Raw genomic sequence first — 17,775 nt, 5'->3', positions numbered from 1 at the left:
CGCCATGATCTGGTGTCGGCCGTGTTTGCACTGGATGGCGAGGACGATCTTGTCCGCCTGTTGGCCCGTGTTGAAGCGCTTTCCGATTTTGTCTCTGGCGAAAGCGGCGTCAACCTGATGGCCGGATACAAGCGTGCGTCAAACATCCTGCGCATCGAAGAGAAAAAGGACAATACGTCCTATAAAGCGGACGTTTCCGCCGACCTTCTGAGCCTGGAAGAAGAACGCAAGCTGTATGAGGCGCTCATTGATGTCCGGCACAAGGCCTTGCCACTTCTGCGTGACGAGGACTATGCCGCGGCAATGACCGAATTTGCGCGGTTGCGTGAACCGGTCGATGCATTCTTCGAAAAGGTTACGGTCAATAGCGACAATGCTGACGAACGTGCCAACCGCTTGAAGCTGTTGGCACAAATTCGCACAGCGTTGCACGATATTGCCGACTTCTCGAAAATCGAATCATAAAACAGGTCAAGGTTGCGGGGCTTTCCCCATCCGGGGAGGCCCATCGGGGCCTCGACCAGATGAGGAAAAGGCAAGATGACCAAATGGGTTTACGGTTTCGGTGGCGGTAGCGCCGAGGGCCGTTCGGATATGCGTGAACTTCTGGGCGGCAAGGGGGCCAACCTTGCCGAGATGTGCAATCTCGGACTTCCTGTCCCGCCCGGCTTTACCATTACAACCGAAGTCTGCACGGCGTTTTATGACAATGACCGCGCCTATCCCGATGGTCTGAATGCCGAGGTCGAAACCGCACTGGCATCTGTCGAAAAAGTTGTTGGTCGCAAGTTTGGCGATGCCAAGGACCCGCTTTTAGTTTCCGTCCGATCCGGTGCCCGGGCATCCATGCCCGGCATGATGGACACGGTGCTGAACCTTGGCCTCAATGACGAGACGGTCGAAGGCTTGGCAACAGTGTCAGGCGATCGTCGGTTTGCCTATGACAGCTACCGCCGTTTCATTCAGATGTATGGCGATGTCGTGCTGGGCGTTGATCACTATCACTTCGAAGACATCCTTGAGACCGTCAAGGAAGACAAGGGTGTCAGCCTTGATACCGATATGGGCGCAGATGACTGGGCCGAAGTCGTCGAGGCGTTCAAGAAAAAAGTCAAAACCGAACTGGGTGAACCCTTCCCGCAAGATCCGCGCGAACAGCTGTGGGGCGCGATTGGTGCGGTGTTTGGCAGCTGGATGAATGCGCGTGCCAATACCTATCGCCGTTTGCACAACATCCCGGCGAGCTGGGGCACGGCGGTCAACGTGCAGGCGATGGTCTTTGGCAATATGGGCGATGACTGCGCGACTGGCGTTTGCTTCTCGCGCAACCCGTCGACCGGCGAAGACCGTTTCTATGGCGAGTACCTGATCAATGCGCAGGGCGAAGACGTGGTTGCCGGTATCCGCACACCAGCCCCGCTGACGGAAATCGAAAAACAGGAATCCGGTTCGGACCTGATTTCGATGGAAGCGGCCATGCCGGTTGTCTTCAAGGAACTTTGCGATATCCGCGAAAAACTTGAATCCCATTACCGCGACATGCAGGACATGGAATTCACCGTTGAGTCCGGTAAGCTATACATGCTCCAGACCCGTGCAGGTAAACGCACGGCAAAGGCCGCATTGCGGATCGCAGTTGAAATGTGCCGCGATGGCGTGATTTCCCAGGAAGATGCGATCAGACGCGTCGATCCCGCACAGCTTGATCAGCTGCTGCACCCGACCCTTGACCCCGAAGCAGATCGCAAGGTCGTTGGTATGGGCCTTCCGGCGTCGCCGGGGGCGGCATCGGGCCAGATCGTCTTTTCTGCCGAGGCCGCTGAAGAATGGGCGGGCAAGGGCCGCAAGGTTGTACTGGTGCGTATCGAAACCAGCCCCGAAGATATCGCCGGCATGCATGCCGCCCAAGGTATTCTGACATCACGCGGTGGCATGACCAGCCACGCAGCCGTGGTTGCACGTGGCATGGGTACGCCATGTGTTTGCGGTGCAGGTGCGGTTAAGATCGATTATGCCAACAAAACCATGATGTCTGGCGGCGTGACCCTGAAAGAAGGGGACGTCATCACCCTTGACGGTGCCACGGGCGAAGTCATGCTGGGTGAAGTTGCGACCCTGAAGCCCGATCTTTCGGGTGATTTCTCGCAGCTGATGGAATGGGCCGATGCCTTGCGTCGCCTTAAAATCCGCACCAACGCCGAAACCCCGGAAGAAGCCGAAACCGCACGTGGTTTCGGGGCAGAGGGCATTGGTCTTTGCCGTACAGAACACATGTTCTTTGATCCGGAACGCATTGTCTCGATGCGCGAAATGATCCTGGCCGAAACCGAGAAGGGCCGTCGTGCCGCACTGGCAAAGCTTCTGCCCTATCAGCGTCAGGACTTTATCGACCTGTTCCGCATCATGAAGGGGCTTCCGGTTACCATTCGTTTGCTCGATCCGCCGCTTCATGAATTCCTGCCGCATGGCGATGCCGAAATCGCCGACGTGGCCAAGGCCGCCGGTGTGTCAGAAGCCATCGTCAAGCGCCGCTTGCTTGATCTTGCCGAAGCCAACCCGATGCTGGGCCATCGCGGGTGCCGTTTGGGCATCAGCTATCCGGAAATCTATGAAATGCAGGCCCGCGCCATCTTCGAAGCCGCGATCGAGGTTTCCAAGGATGGTGGCGATCCGGTCATTCCGGAAATCATGATCCCGCTGATTGTCGGCAAGAAGGAACTCGAAATCCTCAAAGCTGCGATCATCAAGGTTGCCGCCCAGGTCGAAGACGAAAAGGATGCCAAACTGAAATACCTGGTTGGCACCATGATCGAACTGCCGCGTGCAGCACTTCGGGCGGGTGAAATCGCCGAAGAAGCCGAATTCTTCAGCTTCGGCACCAACGACCTCACCCAGACGACCTTTGGTCTGTCACGTGATGACGCATCGCGCTTCCTTGATACTTATATCTCCAAGGATATCTTTGCCGGTGATCCGTTCGTATCGCTTGATCAGGAAGGGGTTGGCGAACTTGTCAGTATTGCCGCCGAACGTGGTCGTGCGACCCGCGCGGACATCAAGCTTGGCATTTGTGGTGAACATGGTGGCGACCCGGCATCCATCGCCTTTTGCGAGGCACAGGGACTGGATTACGTGTCATGTTCCCCGTACCGCGTGCCGATTGCGCGCCTTGCCGCTGCCCAGGCAGTGCTTGGCAAGTAATCGCCGCATGTGAACTCGATTTCTGAATGAAGACAAATACGGCAACGGGCATCCCGTTGCCGTTATTTTTTGCCTGATGGTGATGATGGATCGTTGCGCTGGGCATGGTGTTTCATCACCAGCATCCCGCCAACTGATAGACCCAGAAGCAGCAAGATGATGCCGCCGATCTTGAAAAGCTTCTCGTAAAGAAGGCGATTGTGATATTCCGCCTCGCGCATCTCTGTCAGATGGGTAATCACGGCATCAAGCTGAAGACGATAACGTTCTTCGGGCGCAAGCGTACTTTCATAGCGCACGGCACGCAGCAACATGTTCAACCGTTCAACCGCATCGAGGTAGTTTTCCTCGGTCATGCGGGCCTGTTCGATTGTGGGCCTCAGTGCCGGTTTTTCATTCGGCCCAAGAAAGTGCCCAGGATAGTCTTTAAGATCAGGCCAGTGATTGTCCAGACAGTCGCGAACATTGGTGACGATGGCGCCACACGGCACAATCTTCTGCGGATAAAATCGAAGCAGCGTACCAAGCGCCATCTGTTTGATCTGATGACCCTTGCGGTTATAGGCCTCGGTGATTGTGGCCATTTCCTTTTCGGCCTCGGCAATCGACATATCTGAAACAGGCACGTCACTTAGGCCCGGTGCAGCTTGCTGTGCCACGGCCATAGCAGGCACCATGGCAAGCGCGCAAAGCGCGGCCATCAAGCCCCGGACAGAAAGGACCCTATTCCACAGTTTCATCGCAGTTCCCGATTTTGCTTTTCTTTTAACATAGGGGCTTTTGCGGCGTTGCAACAGGTTTTAACGAAAACGGGCCCCGCAAGGCGGGACCCGTTCGAAACGTAAATTTGACTTCGGGCGCCGAGATCAGGCTGCGTTTTCCGGCAACTGAACCCAATCGGGAACAGAAACCGTGATCTTTGCATCGCCTGCGGTGAGCTCTGCATCGCCCTCAACCCGCTCAAGCCGGATCATTGCCAGCCCATGGTCACCGTGGACAGATCGAATGATCCCCGCTTCCTTGTCGCCATTCATAATCGGCGTGCCGGCATCCGGCGCCGGGCCGTCGATTTTGACGGGCAACAGACGTTTGCGCACAAGACCGCGATATTTGGTCCGGGCGGTAAGCTCCTGACCCATATAGCAGCCCTTCTTGAAATCGACACCGCCAAGCTCTTCAAAGCCATTTTCAAGCAGGATTGATTTCTCGATTTCCAGTTCCTCGCTGCCATTGGGAATGCCAAGTGAAACGCGCATTTCATGGTAGGTTTCGATATCGCTTTCCTCGGCACCAATTGCGGCCATTTCGATCAGCGCATTTTTCGGCAGAAGAACACGTGCGCCCATTTCGGCAAGACGCGGATCAACCGCCTTGATGCCATCGGCCATATGTGCGGTCGTACCGGGTGTTGCATCCAGCGACAGGGCGGAAAGCGCATCCTTGCCAAAGACGGCAATGACGTCGTAGCTGTCGGTGACATCAGATAGTTCTGCCTTGGCGCGGAGTTTATACATGCGAAGCTTTTTGAACAGTTCGGCCGCACGCTCGCCATTCTCGCCGCGCTCGCATTCGATCAGCAGACTGTCCTCATCCTGATGATAGACAAAGAAATCAAACAGGAATTTGCCCTGCGGCGTTAAAAGCGCGCCATAGCCGGATTTCTCGGCCGAAATGGTTTCGATATTGTTTGATACCAGCCCTTGCAGAAAGCTGACCCGATCCGGGCCGCTGACACGGATCACCGCGCGATCCGGCAAAAGGGCGTAAAAAGTCTCACTCATGATATTTATGGCTCCGGTAAATCGGAATTGTTTGGGCGAAATGTGGGGCAATCACACAAATTTCGCAAGACCTGTCTGTGCGGAGGCAGGGTGGGTAAGCTATAAGAAAACCCTTCATAAAACGCCGTCGAACGGATAGAACCAAACTTATGAAAATCTTGATGCTTGATCACTCCATCGGCTTTGATCCCAAGGATCGCGAAGCCCGTCCGCTCGGAACATGCCAGCGCGCTTTCATTGCCTTGGCTGAGTCCCTTGTTGCCCGTGGTCACAAGGTCGAAGCACGCCGCAATGGCGGCATCGACAAGGACATGCACGGCGTTGCCTGGCGACAGATTGATGCCGAACTGCCGCCCTTTGGCGGTGATGCGGTCAATACCGTGATTGTCTGGCGTGATCCGGCATTGCTCAGCCACGCTTCGGTGCCCGAGGGTGCGACTGTCGCACTTTGGTTCGATGGCGATCCGGCACGACTGAATGCCGATGATGTGCGTCTGGTGCTGCAGGAAAAGAAAGTTCAGGTCATCTTTACCGATGATGCGCAGGCAAAGGCCTTTGATGCCGACCTTGCCAAAAAGCCGATCGTGGTCAAACCGGGTGCGACAACATCCTTTGTCATGGCATCGAACATGCACTGGGCGTTTGAATCGCGCGACGAACTGGCGGTGACGGTTGCCAACAGTTCGACCGGGATCGCCCAGATCATTCGCATTTGGGAAACCTATGTCGCGCCCAAGGCGCCGAACGCGATCCTCGAAGTCTATGCCTATGACCTGTTTAGCGCCATGGCAGGCGAGAATGACAGTGTATCTGAAGACCTGCTTGATATGGTGCGATCCGCCATCGACAAGGGGGTTCGGGTCCATCATCCGAAACCAGAGGCCGACATGGCCGAAACCGTTGCCAATGCGCGTGCGTTCCTGCATCACGGCAAGTACGGGACGGATCATGTCGGGCAGTGGATTGTCGATGCGCTGGGGGCTGCAACGCCGGTTGTGTCCTATGGCGGGATTGCCAAAAGCCGGGTTGAGGATGGCAAGACGGGCTACATCGTTCCGGACGAGGCCGCGTTTGGAAATATCACGTCTCAGCTTCTGACCGACCGGTCCTTCTTTGCCAGCCAATCCGAAGCCGCACGCAATGATCGCCGCGAATGGATCCATGTCGCTGGCGAGTTGGAGAAACTGTAAGCCGTGCGCCTGCTGTTCATTACCTCAAATCGCCTCGGCGATGCGGTGCTTTCGACATCGGTTTTGCGCCACTATGTCGAAACCTATCCCGGTATCCGTGTGACGGTCGCCTGCGGCCCGGTTGCTGCACCGATTTTCGAGGGCGTTCCAAACCTCGAACGCATCATCAAAATGCCAAAGCAAAAACGCGGCGGCCATTGGTGGAAGCTCTGGAAATCGGTTGTCCTGAACTGGTGGGACATCATCGTCGACCTGCGCGGAAGTGCAACGGCTTATGTGTTGCCGGGCAAGACGCGGGTGGTGTTGCCGGGTAACGACGATGATTTGCATCGTGTTGAACAGCTCGGAAAATTGATTGGTGTTGAACCTGCATCGTTACCAGTTCTCTGGACCCGTCCTGAGGATGAGGCGCGCGCGAAAGAGCTCATCCCTGACGATGGCAAGCCGTTGTTGGCTGTCGGGCCATCTGCAAACTGGATTGGTAAGACTTGGCATCCCGAACGGTTTGAAGAAACAATTGCCGAACTGACCAAGCCCGGTGCTGTGCTTGAGAATGCGCGTGTGCTTCTGGTCGGGGCGCCGAGTGAGCGTGATTCGTCCTTGCCTGTTATTGAGAGTATTCCGCCCAATAGACGCGTAGAAATATTTGGAACAGAGCATCTTTTGACTGTGATGGCCTGTCTGAAAAAAGCCGATCTATATATTGGCAATGACTCCGGCCTTATGCACATGGCAGCTGCCTCTACGCGACCGACACTCGGGCTTTTTGGCCCGTCGCGTGAGGAACATTATGGCCCTTGTTCGAAATGGGGACGGGCGGTGCGCACGGAATGGTCATTCGACAAAATCATGGCCAACCGTGAAAGTTACCTATCGAAAGAAAATTTGATGGAAACCTTGCCGGTTGCCAAAGTTGTCGCGGCGGCAATTCAATTAGTTAAAGACTATCGCAATCAGGAAATCGGCGATGAGTGATAAAAAACCGCGTATTTCAGTCGTGATCTGTGCTCATAACGAGGAGGAAAGACTTCCTTCCTGCCTTGAAAAAGTGACTTTTGCAGACGAGATCGTCGTAATTTGCGATAAATGTACTGACAAAACCGAAGACATCGCCAAGGGCTTTGGGGCCAAAACTGTCGTCGGTAGCTGGAACATTGAAGGCGACCGCCGCAACCGCGCAATAGCCGAAGCAAGTGGCGACTGGATATTCGAACTTGATGCCGACGAGCATATAAATGCAGAGCTGGCAGCGGCCATTCCTGAAGCGGTTCTTTCGGACAAGTTCGACTCATTCTTGATTCCGGTCGACAATTATGTCGGGAAGCGCCTTGTGCGTTACGGTTGGGGGGCATCCTTCGGGACGTCTGCTGTTTGGCGGCTTTATCGCAAGGGTTGCAAGAACTGGGGGGACGAGCGGGTTCATCCCTCGTTTGAGCTGACCGGTAAAAAAGGCCCTCGGCTTGATGGTGCGTTGGTTCATTTTGTTGATCGCAACATCTCAGACATGATTCGTCGATTTGACAGTTATACATCTGCACGCGCTGCCGACCTGCGGGCCACCGGAAAGATTGGCAGTTTCGCCCACAACTTCCGCCGCATCATCTCGCGCTTCTGGCGCTGTTTTGTGTCGCGCAAGGGATATAAGGAAGGTGGGTTGGGCTTCCTGATCGCGTTGCTGGCCGCCTTGTTCCCGATGGTGTCCTATCTCAAGGCGCGCTATGACGATGAGTAAGAAAGGCGCATCGGAGAACTGCCAATGACCATGCTCCTGCAAACCATGGCCGGAAGCCCATTTGGCGGCGCGGAGGAGTTCTTTGTGCGTCTTGCCTGCGGTTTTCAGCGGGCTGGCATCGATCAACATTGTATCGTGAGGCCGAATGAAGGCCGGAACACCGTTCTCGCCGAAAATAGTGTTTCATTTGATGAACTGCCTTTTGGCGGGCGTCTTGATTTGCGAACTCCGTGGGCGTTGCGCCAGCAGATCAAAAAGCACAAGCCAAAGATCGTTCTGAGCTGGATGAACCGTGCCAGCCGGATGACGCCGTCAGGCAATTTCACCAAGGTCGCCCGGCTTGGCGGTTATTACAAGCTCAAGAACTTCAGTGATTGCGATCATCTGATTGGCAACACGCGCGATATTTGTGACTATCTGGTGCGTGAAGGGTGGCCTGCTGAGCGGACCCATTATCTACCGAACTTTGTAGACGCAAAACCAGGCACACAGCTTGACCGGTTGGAATTCAACACTCCAAACGACGCACCGCTAATTCTTGGGCTGGGCCGCCTTCACGAAAACAAGGGCTTCGATACATTGATCAGGGCCTTGGTTGATGTCCCCGGCGCGTATCTCTGGATCGCAGGGGCAGGCGATCTCAAGGACGGGCTGCTGAAACTGTCCGCCGAATGTGGTGTGGCGGATCGTGTCCGGTTTTTGGGATGGCGTCGCGATGTGGCCAATCTCTTTGCGACCTGTGATGTCTTTTGCGCCTCTTCGCGACATGAACCGCTCGGCAACATGGTGATTGAGGCATGGGCTCACGGCAAACCGGTTGTCGCACAGGCCAGTCAGGGACCAATGCAATTGATCAAAGCGGGCGAGAGCGGATTGCTGTCTCCACTTGAAGATGTTTCTGCGTTGGCGTCTGATTTACGCGCAGTCCTTGACGATAAGGCGCTTTCAGACACATTGTCGGCAAATGGGCGTGCGGCTTTTGATGCCAACTTTACCGAGGATGTCGTGGTCGCGCGATATAAGGCTTTCTTTGACGAGGTTGCACCTTAATGTGCGGAATTGCCGGTTATATCGCCAAGGACAAGCAATCCCTTGATCCTGAAATCCTTGATCGTTTACGTGATGCATTGGGGCATCGCGGACCAGATGGTGACGGGCGCTATATCAAAGGCCCCGTCGGTTTCATCCAGACACGCTTGGCAATTATCGATCTCAATACTGGTGACCAGCCGCTTTACCACGAAAATGGTAGTGCTTTGATCGCCAACGGTGAGATTTATAACTATCTGGAGCTCAGAAAAAATCTGGGTGAAGAGGGCTTTAAAACCCATTCAGACAGCGAGACTGCGCTTCGCAAATTCGTGCGCGATGGTATTGGCGGGTTTGATCAGTTGCGTGGCATGTATGCCTTTGCCATTCATGATGTGGTCGATAATCAGGTCGTTCTGTGTCGCGACCCGTTTGGTATCAAGCAGATATATTACGTTGAAACCCCTGAATATTTCGCATTCGCGTCCGAAGCGCAGGCATTGGTCGCTGCCGGCCTTGTTGGTCGGGAAGTACGCGAGGATGCCCGGTACGAGTTGCTTCAGGTGCAATTCACCACAGGCGCGGACATGATCCTTGATGGGATCAAACGACTGCAGCCCGGTGAAACCATCGTTTTGAAAAACGGACGGATTGTCGAGCGCCGGCGTCGTCAGGTTCTCAGTGATGCAGGTGCGACCGGGAATAATCTGGAAAGTGCGCTTTATGAGTGGGACCGGGTGTTCGAGGAATCGGTTCGGCTACACCAAAGATCTGATGTCGATTATGCCATGTTCCTGTCGGGCGGGGTCGATAGTGCGTCCTTGCTTGGTATGATGCACCGGCTTAATGAGAGACCGGTAACGGCCTATACTGCAGCGTTTGAAGCCAGCAGTGTGCATGACGAACGCGAACTCGCCCGAGAGGTCGCCAAGGCATGCAACGCCAACCATATCGAAGTGATGTTTTCCGAAAATGACTTCTGGACGCTATTGCCGGAGGTGGCTGCGCGAATGGATGATCCGGCAGCGGATTATGCCATTCTTCCGACCTACAAGCTAGCCAAGGAAGCCGCGCGCGATTTCAAGGTTGTGCTGTCGGGCGAGGGTGGTGACGAGCTGTTTGGCGGCTACGGTCGGTACCGGTCGGTCATGCGCCCCTTTTTACTGGGCGGTCGTGTGATGCGCTCCAAGGGGACGTTCGATAAGATCGATGTCTTGCGGCCCGGTGTTCTGGAGGGGTGGCGCGATGGCATTGCAGCGTCCGAAAGTCGTGAAAGCCGGGGGAAACGGTCGCGTCTGGCGATTGCTCAGGCCGTGGATTGCGCCGACTGGTTGCCCAATGATTTGTTGCTCAAGCTTGATCGCATGCTGATGGCGCACGGTCTTGAAGGGCGCACACCGTTCCTTGATCCGGTTGTCGCCGAGTTCGCCTACCAACTTCCCGACCGCCTCAAGGTCAGAAAGGGCGTTGGCAAATTCCTGTTGCGCAGTTGGCTGGAACGCTGTCTGCCGATGGCAAAGCCGTTTGCCAAGAAGCGCGGCTTCACGGTTCCGGTTTCAGAATGGATTGCAGCGCGTGGCAAGGAGTTGGGACCGCTGGTCGCCCGGCAGGCAGGCATTATCGAGATCGCAGATGCCGACAGGGTGGAAAAACTTTTCGACACTCCGGGCAAACGTGAAGGTGCGGCTTGTTGGCATTTGCTGTTCTATGCGCTTTGGCATCAGGCGAATGTTCTCGGGCATGCGCCTTGCCCGGACGTTTTCGAAACACTCGCCAGTTTTCAAAAAAGTTAAGACGTCTTAACTTTTACGGGAACAAATCACTCGCTCCGGCATTTCTTAATTGCAAATAACAATTAACAGATATGCTGTTGGGACATGAGTGATGCTGTATCTTGATAAACTGGCGATGTTGGCGGTTCTTGGTTTTGCATTGTTGCTGGCATGGATGACTGTACCGCCGAATGATTTACACGCGAAATCGATTAAGGCGCTGCCCTTGAAAGAAAGTGCGACACTGGGCGCGACATATGAATTCAAGCTCCCGACCACTGTCTATGCCAAATGTACGATTGATTGCGGATCAATTGGGGTTGATGTGACTGAGCAGGCGACCAGTGCTGAGCAGCGTGAAAAGTTTGCGCGCGCAATGCGGATTGCTTACTCTGCCTATGTCACGCCACTGCATCGTTGAAACGGTTAACTGCCTTTGAGAAAAGCTTCGGTCTGGATGATCGTACCCAACCTGTTGCGCACTTTGATGCGCAAAGATGTGGCACTGAAATCCAAGCTTCTATTACTGACCGGTCTGGTTTATCTGGTCAGTCCTGTTGATTTCCTGCCCGATGTTTTGGTCGGGATTGGCTGGTTGGATGATCTTGTGATCGTGCCTTTGTTGGGATGGCTGTCCTATCGAAGCCTGCCTGACTATGTGCAATGTGAAGTGGTCCGGGACGACTTGCAAAAACAGCCCACGTCGCGTCGCTTGTTGGTCTATCTCGGCATTCTGGCGATTGTGGTCATCGCTGTTGCGGTTTTGGGGGGTACGGATACCTCGCTTGAACCTGCAAGCGTTCCCGCGGCTGATTGATCAATCCCTCTTGTCGGATGTAACCTGCGTGTTTGACGCACGGTGGTGGGCACCATACTCTTGATCGATCATCCGAACAGATCGGGAGGATCCCATGGCTGAATCATTTCGCGCACTGGTTCTGGACCAGAAAGAAAAAAGCGTTACAGCAGAATTCAAGAACCTGACGACAGATGACCTGCCCGCAGGAGAAGTGCTGGTTCGGGTCAAATGGTCAACTCTCAATTATAAGGACGGCATGGTCCTGAACGGATTAGGACGGCTTGTGCGCACGTATCCCCATGTGCCCGGCGTTGATTTTTCTGGCGAAGTCGTTTCATCAGCCGATGATCGTTATAAGCCCGGCGATGAAGTTGTGCTGACTGGCTGGCGGGTTGGTGAAGCCCATTGGGGCGGTTATGCCCAGCTTGCACGGGTGAAGGCCGATTGGCTTGTTCCGTTGCCCGCCGGAATTGATGCATCACAGGCAATGGCAATCGGCACGGCGGGCTTCACCGCAATGCTGGCAGTCATGGCACTGGAAGATCAGGGTGTGTCGACAAAGCAGGATGGCGAAGTCCTTGTGACCGGGGCTGCCGGGGGCGTTGGTTCTGTTGCTGTTTCAATACTTTCTGCGCTTGGCTATCGGGTTGCCGCATCGACGGGACGCGCCGAAACGCATCAGTATCTCCGTGATCTCGGTGCCAGTACGATCATTGATCGCAATGAACTGACCGATACCAGCAAACCTCTGCTGACGGAACGATGGGTGGGGGCAATCGACAGTGTCGGTAGCACGACGCTTGCCCACGTTCTTTCCGAGATGAAATATCATGGTGTTGTTGCCGCCTGCGGTCTTGCCGGTGGTCCGGATTTGCCCGGAACTGTTATCCCGTTCCTGCTGCGTGGTGTGAAACTGATCGGGATTGATTCGGTCATGTGTCCCTATGAGACGCGCGTGCGTGCCTGGCAGCGCCTGGCGCGCGAATTGCCGAAGGATCAACTGCAATCTGCAACAACGAAAGTTGCACTGTCCGATATTCTGCCATGGGGGGAGAAGATCCTCAAAGGGCAGGTGCAGGGACGTCTGCTTGTTGATGTTCAGGATTGCTAGCACCCGCAAAACCATGCAGACTCAACGGGTTTTCGATCCGTGCGATGCGGCACGAAAACCCGTGTCTCTGAAAGCTGGAAATGAACGTGATGCCTGAACAACGGTTCCGAATTCTTCTTGTCGAAGATAATCCCGGGGATGCGTTTCTTGTGCGTACCCTGCTGGAAGAAACCGGCGAGCCGTTTGATATCGAGCATCGAAGCGACCTTGCATCCGCGATGGCGGTGCTTAATGGTGACGGCCCAGATGCACTGTTTGATGTTGTTTTGCTGGATCTGACCTTGCCGGACTCGTCTGGCGTACAAACCATCAGCCGTGTGCGTAGTTGTGCCAATGCCGCGCCTGTCGTTGTTCTGACCGGCCACAAGGACGAGGAACTTGCGTTCGAAGCCCTTCAACATGGCGCTGAAGACTATCTGACCAAGGAATTTCCGGATGGTCGTACAATCCGTCGTTCCATCAGGTATGCGATTGAACGGTCGCGCGCCGAACGCGCGCTCAAGGAAAGTGAAGAGCGTTACCGCAAACTGGTCGAGTTGGCACCAGAACTGATCTCTGTCCTGAGTGGCGAAGAGATCGTCTATATGAACCAGCAGGGCGTCAGCATTTTGGGCGCACGAGACAGTGATAAACTTGTCGGGCGATCCTTCATGGAAATGGTGCATCCTTCAAGCCGCGAAACGCTTGAAGAATACATTTCGCGGTATAGAAACGGTTATCCGGGGCGTGCGGATTTCACAATCATCTGCCAACGCCCGGAAGGCGAAAATGTCGAGCTGGAAGTCTCGGCCATTGCCTTTACCCACGAGGGGGCACCAGCCATGCTGATGCTGGCAGAAGATGTTACGGACAAACGTAAAGTTGAACGTCAACTGGTTCAGACGTCCAAACTGGCAACGCTTGGTGAAATGGCAGCGTCCGTTGCCCACGAAATGAATCAGCCGCTGAACGTCATCCGGATGGCCGCAGATACCTGCGCCCTGCAATATGATCTGGATGCCGTGAAACCGGCCTTCCAGCGCGAAAGACTGGCGCTCATCAGTTCCCAGACAGAGCGCATGTCCGAAATCATCAAACATCTTCAGATATATAGCCGTCCGGACGACGATGATTTTGCGCCGTTCGACGTCATGAAAGCCGTTGAGCGCGCCGTGGACATGGTCGAACATGATTGCAGATTGTCGGGCATTGCAATTGATGTCGTCGCCCCCCGGCAGCGCTGTTTCGTCAATGGCCGACAGGTTCAGTTGGAACAGGTTCTGGTCAATATGCTGAGCAACGCGCGCGATGCCATCAACGAAAGCGGCGATGATGCCGGCAGTATCGGTGGTTTGATCCGTGTCAGCGCAATGGTTGACGAAGCGCGGAAGTCATTGAAACTGGCTGTCAACGACAATGGCGGCGGTGTTCCGGAAGCCGCCATTGACTTGCTTTTTCACCCGTTCTTCACGACCAAGGATGTTGGCAAGGGAACCGGACTTGGGCTGTCGGTCAGTTTTGGCATTGTCGAGGCCATGGGCGGCCGAATTGATGTGCGAAATGAGGGTGACGGGGCCTGCTTTGAAATCACTCTGCCGCTTGCGGATGCCGATACCACGAAGGTGGATCATCATTCCGACGCAGGTCAGGAGGATGGCTGGCTGACCAAGGTGCCGCCGAATGCCGAAGCACGCGGCAAAATTCGCGTGCTTGTCGTCGATGACGAAGTGGATGCCATGGAAATCATCTCGGGATATCTTGAAGCACAGGGCTTTAATGTTTCCGCCGCAAGTAACGGTGAAGATGCTTTGGCGATTGCGGGTGTTGTGCAGCCTGACATCCTGATTACCGACATTCGCATGCCACATATGGATGGCAACGCCTTGGTCAAGGAACTTCGGGAACGCAATCCCGCATTGCCGGTAATTGTAATGACCGGCCACCCAGGCGACGCTGACCGACCGGTTGAGGATGAGGATGGGCCAGATGCACCGGTGACAGTGATGTCAAAGCCGCTGAACTTGAAGGAACTTCTGGCAACACTTGATGAGCTTTGCGAAGTGTTCGCGGCTTAAGTTTGCCCCGCAGGCATCCGCAAGAGACTTTTGGCTGCAAGTGGACTTATGATTTAAATTGATAAAGGAAAAGCCCGGCATTGTGCCGGGCTTTTTCTGATTTGTTTGCCTGGATTTGGCAGCGATCAGGCTTCCCAGCCCAATTGCATGGCAATCTTCACCGCTTGTGTACGGTTGGCAGCACCGAGCTTCTTGAAAATACCGGTCAAATGGACCTTCACGGTAATTTCGCGAACGGTTAGCTGTTTGGCGATTTCCTTGTTGGAAAGGCCCTTGGTCAGAAGACCCAGCACTTCGCGCTCGCGGTTGGTCAACTGCCGCAAGGGGTTGTCTGGTGCAAGGCCGTCAAGGTCGATCTCACCCGGGCGCATCTGCGTGCCATCGTCTTCGAGCAATGCAGACGGGATGTATTTTTCGCCGGACAGAATCAAACGCAGGGCGTTGATCAGGGATTTACCTGACAGCGTCTTGGGCAGATATCCCGACGCACCATGTTCCAGTGCGTTCAGAACGTCGCTGCGTTTAACCGAGCCTGAAAGAATAACCACAGGAATTTCAGGATGTTTCTGGCGCATGACGGTCAAACCGGACAATCCATTCATGCCAGGCATGTTCAGATCGAGGATGGTCAGTTCGACGTTGGTTTCTCCGTCAACGACGGCAAGTGCTTCTGCGAAGTCTTTCGCCTGCGCGACTTCAACTTCCGGCGCTGCGAGTTTTAGGAAGGAAGTGATCCCGTCTCTGACGAGATCGTGATCGTCTGCTAGCAGGATGTTCATTTTTATGCCGTACCTGTTCTTGTCCAAAGCTCACTGAAATAAATTGGGACAGCGACCTCGGAAACGCGATCCACAATTGCAATAATATGGTTTCGCGCGATTCTGATATTTTCAATCCAAGCGTCCCCCCCGGACGCGAGCGCAGCATTCAACAAAACGGTGTCCCTGTCAAACGGCAGGATAGTTTTTGATAGTAGCATCTATCCAAGTGAATAGGTATCCGAACTCAAGGATAAGTATTTCATCGCGCATCGAATAGTATATCAGGGGATCAGAAGGAACCGCGATAGGAAAAGTTACACAGAAATTGATATATTCTGATGCGCGCCGTTTTTAGACATCGCCTCGTTACGTGCGGATTCTTCGGTAGTATTGTTTGTATCAATACCATCACTGGTTGCTCTTTGCAGGCTTGCCTGGCGGAAGGCTGCCATATCGGCACCTGATGGTGCGTTTGGTGCCAGTGCTGCATTTTGCAAGGTGGCCAGCGCACGATCACGATCTTCCGCACTGCCAGACAGTGATACGCTTACATCAACGTGACCACCAATGGCATAAGCGTTACCGTCCGGACCAATCTGATATGTGTATTGCGGCGCAGAGCCATAAGGCCCGGCAGCAGCGGCATGGGCCTCTTCCTCTTGGCGTACAGCTGAATCTCGGGCGCGCAACTGATTGATGACAGCTTCTTCAGCCGGGTCGAGATCCTGACTGGACAAAGTACCATTTGTGGTGTTGCCGTTTTCCGAATTGGTTTCGCGTGCCTCGCGGTATTCCGCACGGCTGACGCCGCCAGCAACCGCTTGTGCCTCGGTCAGGGTGCGTGGATCAACAATCCGCGTGCGTGCGCCGTCTGAGCCGGCGCCAGCAATGGCATATGGCGAAACAGATGACGCATTTCCGCCCTGACGCTGGACTTCAATGGCCTCATATTCGGCCAAAACACGCCCATCAGCAGTTTGCGCGATTTCCCGAACATTCAGGATAACGCCCAAGCCGCCCCCATTCGGGTTGGCTATGGTTTGACCAGCTGAAATCATCTGTCTTTACGTCGCTCGTAATCTTAAGACGAAACCTATACGAAAAGACACCATAGCAGAAAAATGACCGGGAGTCTCGGCTCGCAATAAACGGTCTTAGGGGTAAGGCGCCTGAGGCGTAATGGCATCGGTTGATGGCTTGCGCATCCGTACCCTTGCTGGTATCAAAAATCCCGAATTTCCAACCGGCGCCTGGCGCGCTTCATGCTGTACTTCAATCAGGAATTCCAACGCGCATGTCCAACTTCATCATTCCGGCCAATGAAAAGGTACTTGTCACGGGTGCCGCCGGTTTTATCGGTTCCCATCTTTGCCTGAAACTGCTGGAACAGGGGGCGACAGTTGTCGGACTTGATAACGTCAATGACTATTATGACGTCAACCTCAAAGAGGCGCGTCTCGCACGGTTGGAAGGCAAGCCGGGTTACAAATTCGTCCGTATGGATCTCGAAAACCGTGAAGGGATTGCTGATCTGTTCGCTACTGAGAAGCCGACCTATGTTGTCAATCTGGCGGCTCAAGCTGGGGTGCGCTATTCGATTGAAAATCCGCATGCCTATATTGATGCCAACCTTGTTGGTTTTACCAACATCCTCGAAGGATGCCGTCACAACAATGTGAAACATCTGGTCTATGCATCAAGCAGTTCGGTGTATGGCATGAATACCGAAATGCCATTTTCCGTGCATCACAATGTTGATCATCCGATCAGCCTGTATGCCGCGTCGAAAAAGGCCAATGAACTGATGGCCCACACTTACAGCCATCTGTATCGTCTGCCAACGACCGGTCTTCGTTTCTTTACCGTCTACGGCCCGTGGGGGCGCCCGGACATGGCGCTGTTCCTGTTTACCAAGGCGATCCTCGAAGGGCGTCCGATCAACGTCTTTAACGAAGGCAAGATGCGTCGCGACTTTACCTATATCGATGACATTGTCGAAGGTGTTTATCGCTGCATCTCGACCGTTGCCCAGCCGAACCCCGACTGGAATTCGGCCAAGCCCGATCCCGCAACCAGTTCGGCACCCTATCGGGTGTTTAATATCGGCAATAACAGCCCGGTCGAGCTGATGTATATGATCGAAACGATCGAAAAGGCACTGGGCAAGACGGCAGAGAAAAACATGCTGCCGATGCAAGATGGTGATGTGCCCGCGACTTACGCCGATGTTGATGCGTTGACCGATGCCGTTGGCTTCAAGCCGGCTACCTCGATTGAAACCGGTATCGGCAATTTTGTTGAGTGGTATCGCGCTTTCTACGGCTAGATGTGGAACCTCAATAGGT

The 17,775-nt window shown here is 54.4% G+C and carries 16 protein-coding genes; 12 read left to right on the top strand and 4 right to left on the bottom strand.

Annotation, left to right across the window (positions count from 1 at the left end; translation table 11 throughout):
- Together B2T33_RS07355 and ppdK are read left to right on the top strand one after the other, a co-directional pair.
- Positions 1-465, top strand: a 465-nt coding sequence (locus B2T33_RS07355) for a DALR anticodon-binding domain-containing protein (RefSeq protein WP_286791615.1), incomplete at its 5' end; no start/stop codon positions are given.
- A gap of 75 nt (positions 466-540) precedes the next feature.
- A complete protein-coding gene (gene ppdK / locus B2T33_RS07350) occupies positions 541-3,201 on the top strand; it encodes a pyruvate, phosphate dikinase (RefSeq protein ID WP_197145558.1) in 2,661 nt (886 codons plus the stop codon).
- Positions 3,202-3,263: 62 nt separating this feature from the next.
- On the opposite strand, the gene B2T33_RS07345 is transcribed toward ppdK, so the two are convergent.
- Both B2T33_RS07345 and B2T33_RS07340 read right to left on the bottom strand, forming a co-directional pair.
- Positions 3,264-3,941, bottom strand: coding sequence for a hypothetical protein (locus tag B2T33_RS07345; protein WP_286791614.1), 678 nt, complete (start codon positions 3,939-3,941; stop codon positions 3,264-3,266).
- A gap of 126 nt (positions 3,942-4,067) precedes the next feature.
- Positions 4,068-4,982 (bottom strand): YgfZ/GcvT domain-containing protein, encoded by a 915-nt coding sequence (locus tag B2T33_RS07340; protein WP_197145556.1) that lies wholly within the window; start codon positions 4,980-4,982, stop codon positions 4,068-4,070.
- Between the two features lie 161 nt (positions 4,983-5,143).
- Here B2T33_RS07340 and B2T33_RS07335 point away from each other — a divergent pair, with 161 nt between their 5' ends.
- The 9 genes from B2T33_RS07335 (at position 5,144) to B2T33_RS07295 (ending at position 14,669) form a co-directional block, all read left to right on the top strand.
- Positions 5,144-6,172 (top strand): glycosyltransferase, encoded by a 1,029-nt coding sequence (locus B2T33_RS07335; RefSeq protein WP_286791613.1) that lies wholly within the window; start codon positions 5,144-5,146, stop codon positions 6,170-6,172.
- Positions 6,173-6,271: 99 nt separating this feature from the next.
- The gene (locus B2T33_RS07330) at positions 6,272-7,147 is read left to right on the top strand and encodes a glycosyltransferase family 9 protein (RefSeq protein ID WP_286791612.1); all 876 of its coding nucleotides are present in this window, start codon (positions 6,272-6,274) and stop codon (positions 7,145-7,147) included.
- Positions 7,140-7,904, top strand: coding sequence for a glycosyltransferase family 2 protein (locus B2T33_RS07325; protein ID WP_197145553.1), 765 nt, complete (start codon positions 7,140-7,142; stop codon positions 7,902-7,904). The genes B2T33_RS07330 and B2T33_RS07325 overlap by 8 nt, the downstream gene beginning before the upstream one ends.
- 24 nt (positions 7,905-7,928) lie before the next feature.
- A complete protein-coding gene (locus B2T33_RS07320) occupies positions 7,929-8,954 on the top strand; it encodes a glycosyltransferase (RefSeq protein WP_197145552.1) in 1,026 nt (341 codons plus the stop codon).
- Positions 8,954-10,726 carry an asparagine synthase (glutamine-hydrolyzing) gene (gene asnB, locus B2T33_RS07315; protein ID WP_197145551.1) on the top strand — a complete coding sequence of 591 codons (1,773 nt, stop codon included), beginning with the start codon at positions 8,954-8,956 and terminating at the stop codon, positions 10,724-10,726. The genes B2T33_RS07320 and asnB overlap by 1 nt, the downstream gene beginning before the upstream one ends.
- Positions 10,727-10,817: 91 nt before the next feature.
- A complete protein-coding gene (locus tag B2T33_RS07310; protein WP_197145550.1) occupies positions 10,818-11,126 on the top strand; it encodes a hypothetical protein in 309 nt (102 codons plus the stop codon).
- A 15-nt stretch (positions 11,127-11,141) separates the two neighbouring features.
- Entirely contained in the window at positions 11,142-11,522 is a 381-nt protein-coding gene (locus B2T33_RS07305) for a YkvA family protein (RefSeq protein ID WP_286791611.1), read from the top strand.
- 94 nt (positions 11,523-11,616) lie between these two features.
- Entirely contained in the window at positions 11,617-12,615 is a 999-nt protein-coding gene (locus B2T33_RS07300; protein ID WP_197145548.1) for an MDR family oxidoreductase, read from the top strand.
- Positions 12,616-12,704: 89 nt separating this feature from the next.
- Positions 12,705-14,669, top strand: coding sequence for a hybrid sensor histidine kinase/response regulator (locus B2T33_RS07295; protein WP_197145547.1), 1,965 nt, complete (start codon positions 12,705-12,707; stop codon positions 14,667-14,669).
- A 125-nt stretch (positions 14,670-14,794) separates the two neighbouring features.
- Here B2T33_RS07295 and B2T33_RS07290 read toward each other — a convergent pair whose 3' ends face one another.
- Both B2T33_RS07290 and B2T33_RS07285 read right to left on the bottom strand, forming a co-directional pair.
- The gene (locus B2T33_RS07290; protein WP_008891795.1) at positions 14,795-15,448 is read right to left on the bottom strand and encodes a response regulator; all 654 of its coding nucleotides are present in this window, start codon (positions 15,446-15,448) and stop codon (positions 14,795-14,797) included.
- A 296-nt stretch (positions 15,449-15,744) separates the two neighbouring features.
- Entirely contained in the window at positions 15,745-16,488 is a 744-nt protein-coding gene (locus tag B2T33_RS07285) for a putative metalloprotease CJM1_0395 family protein (protein WP_197145546.1), read from the bottom strand.
- Between the two features lie 236 nt (positions 16,489-16,724).
- On the opposite strand from B2T33_RS07285, the gene B2T33_RS07280 reads away from it, so the two are divergent.
- Positions 16,725-17,756, top strand: coding sequence for an NAD-dependent epimerase (locus B2T33_RS07280; RefSeq protein WP_197145545.1), 1,032 nt, complete (start codon positions 16,725-16,727; stop codon positions 17,754-17,756).
- Positions 17,757-17,775 lie beyond the last annotated feature (19 nt).

This window comes from Thalassospira sp. UBA4513, assembly GCF_002388495.1.
Taxonomy (GTDB): domain Bacteria; phylum Pseudomonadota; class Alphaproteobacteria; order Rhodospirillales; family Thalassospiraceae; genus Thalassospira; species Thalassospira tepidiphila.
Note: the sequence above shows the minus strand (reverse complement) of the source record. Positions and strands in the feature narration are given on the sequence as shown.

Excerpts from the sequence above, each read along its gene's own strand:
- ppdK (WP_197145558.1), top strand. The coding sequence starts at position 541 with ATGACCAAATGGGTTTACGGTTTCGGTGGCGGTAGCGCCGAGGGCCGT.
- B2T33_RS07345 (WP_286791614.1), bottom strand. The coding sequence starts at position 3,941 with ATGAAACTGTGGAATAGGGTCCTTTCTGTCCGGGGCTTGATGGCCGCG.
- B2T33_RS07340 (WP_197145556.1), bottom strand. The coding sequence starts at position 4,982 with ATGAGTGAGACTTTTTACGCCCTTTTGCCGGATCGCGCGGTGATCCGT.
- B2T33_RS07335 (WP_286791613.1), top strand. The coding sequence starts at position 5,144 with ATGCTTGATCACTCCATCGGCTTTGATCCCAAGGATCGCGAAGCCCGT.
- B2T33_RS07325 (WP_197145553.1), top strand. The coding sequence starts at position 7,140 with ATGAGTGATAAAAAACCGCGTATTTCAGTCGTGATCTGTGCTCATAAC.
- B2T33_RS07320 (WP_197145552.1), top strand. The coding sequence starts at position 7,929 with ATGACCATGCTCCTGCAAACCATGGCCGGAAGCCCATTTGGCGGCGCG.
- asnB (WP_197145551.1), top strand. The coding sequence starts at position 8,954 with ATGTGCGGAATTGCCGGTTATATCGCCAAGGACAAGCAATCCCTTGAT.
- B2T33_RS07310 (WP_197145550.1), top strand. The coding sequence starts at position 10,818 with ATGCTGTATCTTGATAAACTGGCGATGTTGGCGGTTCTTGGTTTTGCA.
- B2T33_RS07300 (WP_197145548.1), top strand. The coding sequence starts at position 11,617 with ATGGCTGAATCATTTCGCGCACTGGTTCTGGACCAGAAAGAAAAAAGC.
- B2T33_RS07295 (WP_197145547.1), top strand. The coding sequence starts at position 12,705 with ATGCCTGAACAACGGTTCCGAATTCTTCTTGTCGAAGATAATCCCGGG.
- B2T33_RS07290 (WP_008891795.1), bottom strand. The coding sequence starts at position 15,448 with ATGAACATCCTGCTAGCAGACGATCACGATCTCGTCAGAGACGGGATC.
- B2T33_RS07285 (WP_197145546.1), bottom strand. The coding sequence starts at position 16,488 with ATGATTTCAGCTGGTCAAACCATAGCCAACCCGAATGGGGGCGGCTTG.
- B2T33_RS07280 (WP_197145545.1), top strand. The coding sequence starts at position 16,725 with ATGTCCAACTTCATCATTCCGGCCAATGAAAAGGTACTTGTCACGGGT.